The sequence below is a fragment of the Yoonia sp. genome, assembly GCF_017854565.1.
Lineage (GTDB): Bacteria > Pseudomonadota > Alphaproteobacteria > Rhodobacterales > Rhodobacteraceae > Yoonia.
Map to the genome: position 1 here is coordinate 1 of NZ_JAFMHJ010000083.1, position 7,004 is coordinate 7,004.

General features: G+C 60.6%; 8 protein-coding genes. 2 read left to right on the forward strand and 6 right to left on the reverse strand.

Features of this window, described 5'->3' with window-relative positions:
- A partial coding sequence (locus QZ196_RS16865; protein WP_296428499.1) for a nicotinate phosphoribosyltransferase occupies positions 1 to 1,211 on the reverse strand: 1,211 nt, incomplete at its 3' end.
- A 66-nt stretch (positions 1,212 to 1,277) separates the two neighbouring features.
- Positions 1,278 to 1,850 carry a hemerythrin domain-containing protein gene (locus QZ196_RS16870; protein ID WP_296428500.1) on the reverse strand — a complete coding sequence of 191 codons (573 nt, stop codon included), beginning with the start codon at positions 1,848 to 1,850 and terminating at the stop codon, positions 1,278 to 1,280.
- Positions 1,851 to 1,978: 128 nt separating this feature from the next.
- Here QZ196_RS16870 and QZ196_RS16875 point away from each other — a divergent pair, with 128 nt between their 5' ends.
- A complete protein-coding gene (locus tag QZ196_RS16875; RefSeq protein WP_296428501.1) occupies positions 1,979 to 3,040 on the forward strand; it encodes a 3-carboxy-cis,cis-muconate cycloisomerase in 1,062 nt (353 codons plus the stop codon).
- Here the strand turns inward: QZ196_RS16875 and pcaG are convergent.
- The 4 genes from pcaG to pobA are packed head-to-tail and all read right to left on the reverse strand — an operon-like array spanning position 3,037 to position 5,923.
- Entirely contained in the window at positions 3,037 to 3,639 is a 603-nt protein-coding gene (pcaG, locus tag QZ196_RS16880) for a protocatechuate 3,4-dioxygenase subunit alpha (RefSeq protein WP_296428502.1), read from the reverse strand. The genes QZ196_RS16875 and pcaG overlap by 4 nt on opposite strands.
- The gene (gene pcaH / locus QZ196_RS16885; RefSeq protein ID WP_296428504.1) at positions 3,639 to 4,361 is read right to left on the reverse strand and encodes a protocatechuate 3,4-dioxygenase subunit beta; all 723 of its coding nucleotides are present in this window, start codon (positions 4,359 to 4,361) and stop codon (positions 3,639 to 3,641) included. The genes pcaG and pcaH overlap by 1 nt, the downstream gene beginning before the upstream one ends.
- Positions 4,358 to 4,738: a 4-carboxymuconolactone decarboxylase gene (gene pcaC / locus QZ196_RS16890; RefSeq protein ID WP_296428507.1), complete on the reverse strand. Its 381-nt coding sequence runs from the start codon at positions 4,736 to 4,738 to the stop codon at positions 4,358 to 4,360. The genes pcaH and pcaC overlap by 4 nt, the downstream gene beginning before the upstream one ends.
- Positions 4,739 to 4,753: 15 nt before the next feature.
- On the reverse strand, positions 4,754 to 5,923 hold the full coding sequence (gene pobA, locus QZ196_RS16895) for a 4-hydroxybenzoate 3-monooxygenase (protein ID WP_296428509.1): 1,170 nt from the start codon (positions 5,921 to 5,923) through the stop codon (positions 4,754 to 4,756).
- A 93-nt stretch (positions 5,924 to 6,016) separates the two neighbouring features.
- Between pobA and pcaQ the strand changes: the two genes are divergently transcribed.
- Positions 6,017 to 6,934 (forward strand): pca operon transcription factor PcaQ, encoded by a 918-nt coding sequence (gene pcaQ / locus QZ196_RS16900; protein ID WP_296428510.1) that lies wholly within the window; start codon positions 6,017 to 6,019, stop codon positions 6,932 to 6,934.
- Positions 6,935 to 7,004 lie beyond the last annotated feature (70 nt).

Sequence of the window (7,004 nt, forward strand, 5' to 3'; positions counted from 1 at the left end):
GCCTTATTCGGGTTGTCGCTCAGTTTGACGGTGGGGTGGCCGTTCGCCGCGACCGCTTTGCAGACCAGGGAGAAGGGGGCCAGTGCGTCGTCCTTGACCAGGCCTTTGAAGTCGTTGGTCAGCATCGTGCCCCAGCCAAAGGACACGCGCACGCGGCCGGCGAATTGGGTGTGCAGTTCGATGATCTTGTCCACGTCCAGCCCGTCGGAAAAGATGACCAGTTTGTCGCGGGGGTCTTCGCCGCGGGATTTCCACCAGTTGATCGCCACCTCGGCCCCGGTCGCGGGGTCGCCGCTGTCCACCCTGATCCCGGTCCAGCCTGCCAGCCAATCGGGCGCACCTGCCAGAAACCCCGGCGTGCCGAAGGTGTCGGGCAGGATGATCCGCAGGTTGCCGTCGTGTTCGTCCTGCCAATCGGCCAGCACGTCGTAGGGGGATTGCCGCAGCGCGTCGTCGGATTTCGCGAGGGCGGCATAGACCATGGGCAGTTCGTGGGCGTTCGTGCCGATCGCCTCGATCTCGCGCATCATGGCGATGCGGCAGTTGGAGGTGCCGGTGAAATTATGGCCCAGCCCCTCCATCATGGCCTGCACGCACCAGTCCTGCCAAAGATAGGAATGCCGCCGCCGGGTGCCGAAATCGGCCAGCCGCAGGTCGGGGATATCGCGCAGTTTTTCGACCTTTTCCCACAGTTTCGTCATGCCACGCGCGTAAAGCACCTGTAGTTCGAACCGCCCCATGTCGCGCAGGACGGCGCGGCTGCGCAGCTCCATCAGGACGGCAAGGGCGGGGATTTCCCACAGCATCACCTCGGGCCACGACCCTTCGAAGGTCAGTTCATATTGGCCGTCGCGCTTTTCCAGATGATAGGGCGGCAGGCGCAGTTTTTCGAACCACTCCATGAAGGCGGGGGTGAACATCTGGCGTTTGCCGTAGAATGTGTTGCCGCGCAGCCATGTCGATTCCCCGCGGGTCAGCGACAGCGACCGGATATGATCAAGCTGTTCGCGCAGTTCGGTTTCATCGACGATATCGGCCAGCCGGATCGTTTTGGTCCGGTTGATCAGGCTAAACGTGACTTGGGTCGTGGGGTGGTTGCGGAACACCGATTGGCACATCAACAGCTTGTAGAAATCCGTATCAATAAGCGACCGCACGATGGGGTCTATCTTCCATTTGTGGTTCCAGACGCGGGTGGCGATATCAACCATGATGTCTTTCCTTTGGCTTTGGGGTGTTAGACCAAGGGAAGTGAACAGAGGCAAGGGGGCGATGGATTACTGCAACTGGGCGGGCGCGTATTTCAGCAAGACCGGCACGACCAGCTCTTCTTCATCAATCAGGTGCCGGTTCAGCATGGGCTGGAAACCACCCAACAGCGCCCGAAACGTGGCAGTCTTGTCGCGGAACCCGTTTTTGCCAGTGGTGTCCTGCAACACCGCGTTGGCCCCATTCGCCAGCCCGGCCAAAATCCCATCCAACGCATGGTGGTCCTTGTCCAGCAGGTCAAAGCCGGCCGATACCTTTTGATCCAGTTTGGCCATGACCGGGAAATAATGCGCGTCCTCGATCTGGTGATGGCCATGCAATTCATTGATCAGCATACCGCCAAACCGCGATACCGCCTGCTTGTATTTCATCGGGTCCATGCGCGTATCAAGCGCCTGTTCGGCATCGGTATTCAGCCGGTCCAGCAACCGCCGGAACATCAGGTGCCGGTCCAGCCAGAATGCGATCAGCTGTGAATAATTCTTGTGCTGCTCCCACGCATCACGCGGGAATTGTTCGATCAGCACGCGCAGCGCGTCGGGCAAAGCCTGGCGTTGGGCAAGGTCAAGGGGCGTCTTCATCGGCGGGACCTGTCATCGTTCTTGTGGCAAGAGCGACAAAAGATAGCGCATATACCGGCAAAGGGAACCGCCTGCCCCCAAAGAAACAGCCAATTGTACCGCCGCCCAAAATCGGCGACGATATGCAGATGGCTGATTTATTTCCCCAATCCGACGTCTTTGGCACGTTGTTGAACGACCCCGCGGTGACCCGTGCATTTTCGGGCGCGCAATTTGTTGCGCACATGGTGGCGTTTGAACGGGCCTGGACCATCGCACTGCGCGACACGGGTCTGGTCGAACCCGGCACTGCGGGTGCCGCGCTTGCCGCGATCGACGTATTCACCCCCGATATTGCAGGTCTTGCCGCTGGCACCGAACGCGACGGCATCCCCGTTCCGGCGCTTGTCGGACAGATCAAAGCTGCGGCAAAAGACGGTGCCGCCGCCGTGCATCGCGGGGCGACCAGCCAGGATGTGATCGACACCGCCATGGTGCTTTGCATGTTGGACGCCGCCGACCTGATGGAAACCCGGCTGCAAACCATTGCGCAACAGCTTGCCACGCTTGCCGCCGCCCATGGTGAAAATCCGTTGATGGGCCGCACCCGGATGCAGGCCGCGTACCTGATGACCGCCCGCGACAGGCTTGCCGCATGGACCACGCCGGTGGCTGGCGCGCTGGCCCGCCTGCCCGCCCTGCGCGCAGAGATCGGCAAAATTCAATACGGCGGCGCGGTCGGCAACCGCGCCGGCATGGACAACAAAGGCGACCAGATCGCCGCATCGCTGGGCCAGACTCTGGGCTTGTCGCATGACGGGCCGGTTTGGCACACGGACCGGTCATCATTTACCAGTTTCGGCCATTGGCTGACCCTGACCGCGGGGGCACTGGGCAAGATTGGCCAAGACATCGCGCTGATGGCGCAGCAGGGCATTGCGGATATAACGCTGGTCGGTGGCGGTGGCAGTTCGGCCATGCCGCACAAACAAAACCCGATCCGCGCCGAAGTGCTGGTGACGCTGGCGCGCTATGTCGCGGGGCAACAGGGGATATTGGCGACTACATTGATCCACGAACAGGAACGGTCCGGCAGCGCATGGACATTGGAATGGCTGGCCCTGACCCAGATGGCCAACGCCACCGGGACCGGCCTGCGACACGCGCAGGCCCTTTTGGATCAGATCACCGACATCGGATCAACGCCCTAGATATCAAAGAATATCGTCTCGCCCACGCCCTGCAGAACGATATCAAAGCGATAGACACCATTGGCCGTCTTGCGCGCCATCAACGTCGGTATCCGGTTGCGATGTTCGATCCGTTTCAGGATCGGATCAGTCGCGTTCGCCTCGGTTTCATCTTCGAAATACATCCGCGTGTGCAGCCCGAGGTTAATCCCACGGGCCACAATCCAAACCGTGACATGCGGGGCCTGCAACGTGCCATCACGCCACGGCACCTGCCCCGGCTTGACCGTATCAAAGGTAAACAGCCCGGTTTCGGGATTCCCGGCGCTGCGGCCCCAGCCGGTAAAGTTCGGGTCGGCCCGGCCGCGCACCTCGCGCGGGGACGGATAAAGCCCAGCGGCATCCGCCTGCCAAATCTCGATCATCGCGTCCATCAGCACCGCACCCATGCCGTCATGGACCGCTCCGGTCACGACAATCTCTTCGCCCTGCACCGGGCCGCGTTTCATGGTCGCGCCCAAATCGCCGTCATACATCCTGATGCCCGCAAAATTCGGCGTGCATCCGATATGCACATAGGGGCCAGCGGTCTGCGATGGGCTTTCCTTGAGGTATTTCATCAGCTGCCCTCCTGCCGGTTTTCAAACAATGTCTGACGGTTGCCGCGCAGCACGATGTCAAAATGATAGGCCCGCGCATCCATCGGAATGGTCTGGGTCATGTCCAGCTTGGCAATCAGCGTTTCAATCGCGGCGGTCTGCGAAATGGACCCCACAATGGGGCATTGCCAGATCATCGGATCACCATCGAAATACATCTGCGTGATCAGCCGCTGCGCAAAGGCCTGACCAAACACGCTAAAATGGATATGCGCCGGGCGCCAATCATTCGGGCCGTTGGGCCAAGGGTAGGGACCGGGCTGGATCGTGCGGAACTCGTACCGGCCTTCGGCGTCCGTAATCACCCGGCCACAGCCACCGAAATTGGGGTCCAGCGGTGCCAGATAGCTTTCGTTTTTGTGCCGGTATCGCCCGCCGGCATTGGCCTGCCACACCTCGACCAAGGCGCCGGGCACGCCGCGCCCGTTTTCATCCAGCACACGGCCCTGCACGATGATGCGCGGCCCCAGCGCCATCTGACCGGGCTGCGCGAAGTTCGTGATCAGATCATTGTCCAACGCGCCCAACATGTCATGACCAAAAACCGGCCCGGTTTCTTCGCCGAGCGATGTGGGGAATGAAAGGGGTGCGGCACGCGGCGACCGCATCACGCTGGTTTTATATGCGGTATGCAGCGCGGGCGGATGCCAGTCACGGTCGCGCCTGATGTAACCTTCGCTCATGATTTCGCCTCCATCTCGGCATAGGTCTGTTTGGCAAGTTTGATCGCGTGATTGGCCTTTGGCACGCCCGCATAAACGGCCACATGCAAAAACGCCTGCATCACATCGTCGGGGGTCGCGCCGGTGTTCGCGGTCGCGCGCACATGCATCGGGATTTCATCGAAATTACCGGTCGCAGCCAGCAATGCCAGCGTCAGCATGGACCGGTCGCGGCGGCTGATCGTGTCGTCCGCCCAAAGATTGCCCCACGCGGTTTCCGTGATCATCTGCTGAAACGGCAGATCAAACGGGGTCTTGGCGGCCTCGGCCTTGTTGACATGGGCATCGCCCAAAACTTCACGGCGAACCTTCATGCCCATGGCTATGCGGTCATTCATCGCTATATTCCTTCGTCAATAGGGCAACCCTACGTAATTTTCGGCCATCGCCTGCTGCGCGGCGTCATTCGCGCGCAGGAATTCCAGCTCGGCCCACTGCATTTTGCGGTCAAAATCGGTCTGATCGGGAAATTGATGCATCAACGATGAGAACCACCAGCTGAACCGCTCGACCTTCCAGACGCGGGCCAGCGCCGTTTGGGAATAGCTGTCGATCCCGTCGGTGCTGCCCGTCTCGTAAAATGCGCACAGACCACGATAGAGGTAATTCACATCCGACGCGGCGGTGTTCAGGCCCTTGGCCCCGGTCGGCGGCACGATATGGGCCGCATCACCGCACAAGAACAGCCGGCCCCAACGCATCGGCTCGGTCACGAATGATCGCAGCGGTGCGATGCTTTTCTCAATCGACGGTCCGGTGACAAGGTTCCTGGCCTGATCGGCGGGAATACGGCGCTTCAGCTCGTCCCAAAAAGCTTCATCGGTCCAATCCTCGGCCTTTTCGTCCAGCGAACACTGGATGTAGTAACGGCTAAGGTTTTCGTTGCGCATCGAACACAGCGCAAATCCCCGGTCCGACGTCGCATAGATCAATTCGTGATTGACCGGCGGCGTTTCCGACAGAATACCCAGCCAGCCAAACGGATATACCTTTTCGTATTCGCGGCGCACATCGGGCGGGATGGTCTGGCGGCTGACGCCATGAAACCCGTCGCAGCCCGCCACGAAATCACAGTCGATCCGGCGGCTTTCACCCGCAACCTCATAGGTCACAAAGGGCGCATCGGTGTCGGCATCGTTAATGACCACATTTTCGACATTGAATTCAATCGGGCCACCGGATTGTTCGCGGGCCGCATACAGATCGCGCGTCACCTCGGTCTGGCCGTACACCATCACGGCATGGCCGGTGTGTTCGGTGAAATTCAAACGAAACATCTCGTCACCGTAGGAAATCAGCGCGCCGTGATGCACATAACCCTCTTTATCCATCCGCGCGGACACCCCCGCCTCGCGCATCAGTTCCAGCAGGCCGCGTTCCAGCACACCGGCCCGGATCCGGCCCAGCACATAGGCCTTGGTCTTGCGTTCCAGCACGATGCTTTCAATCCCGCGCTTGTGCAAAAGCTGCGCCAACAAAAGCCCCGATGGGCCGCCACCAATAATGGCTACCTGCGTTTTCATGACATCCCCCTATCGGTGAAACAGAATTGCACATTCCCAATAGGCATGTAAAATGACGTTTCATCCGCTTTAGTTATCAGTTTTGGAAACCAAATGGACCGCCGCATCAAGTTCCGCCATCTTGAGGCGTTCATCTGCATTGCCCGTGCCAAAAGCCTCAAGGCGGCGGCGGATATGCTCAACCTGACCCAGCCCGCCGTGTCCAAGACCCTCAAAGATCTGGAAACAATCCTTGGCGTCACCTTGATGGACCGTGGCCGCGCCGGTGTCCGCCTGCGCCCCGAAGGCGCGGTATTTCTGCAATTCGCCGAACAAAGCACCGCCGCATTGCAAAGCGGGCTGACCAGCATCGCCAGCCTTGGGACCGCTGGCGGCATGTTGACGATCGGCGCGTTGCCCAGCGTCTCCGCCCGGCTTCTGCCCGCCGCCGTGAACATCTTTCGCCGCACGGCCCCCGACACCGTCCTGCAACTGCTCGAAGGGCCGCATGCCTACCTGACCGACCACCTGCGCAGTGGCGCGCTTGATCTTGTCGTGGGTCGCATGGGCCGCCCGGATTCGATGAAAAACCTGTCATTCACCCAGTTGCACGAAGAAAAAGTAGTGATCGTCGCCGCCCCCGGCCATCCGCTTGCCGGTGCCGTGCGGCTGGATCAGATCAAGGGCCACCCGGTGATTTACCCCCCCAAAGGCTCTGCGATCCGGCCCTTGGTCGCACGGCTGATGATCGCATCCGGGCTGGCCCTGTTCGACGACCGGATCGAAACCACATCCGCCGCCTTTGGCCGGGCCATGGCGCTTGGGTCGGCGCAGGCCGTTTGGTTCATCTCGCAAGGCGTGGTCGATGACGACATCGCGACCGGTCGGCTGGTCAAGTTGGCGATCAACATGGAGCCAACGATCGGCCCCGTCGGGATCATGGCCCGCTCCGAGGAAAACCCGACACCCGTGGCCCATTTGTTCAGACAATCCCTGTTCCAGGCCGCAGCACCCCCCGCTGCGCGGTCGTAAGGTGGGTCTTGACCCACCACCCCCTGAAACAAAGTTGCTGGATTTTGGCTTTTTGCGACATTTTCTCCGG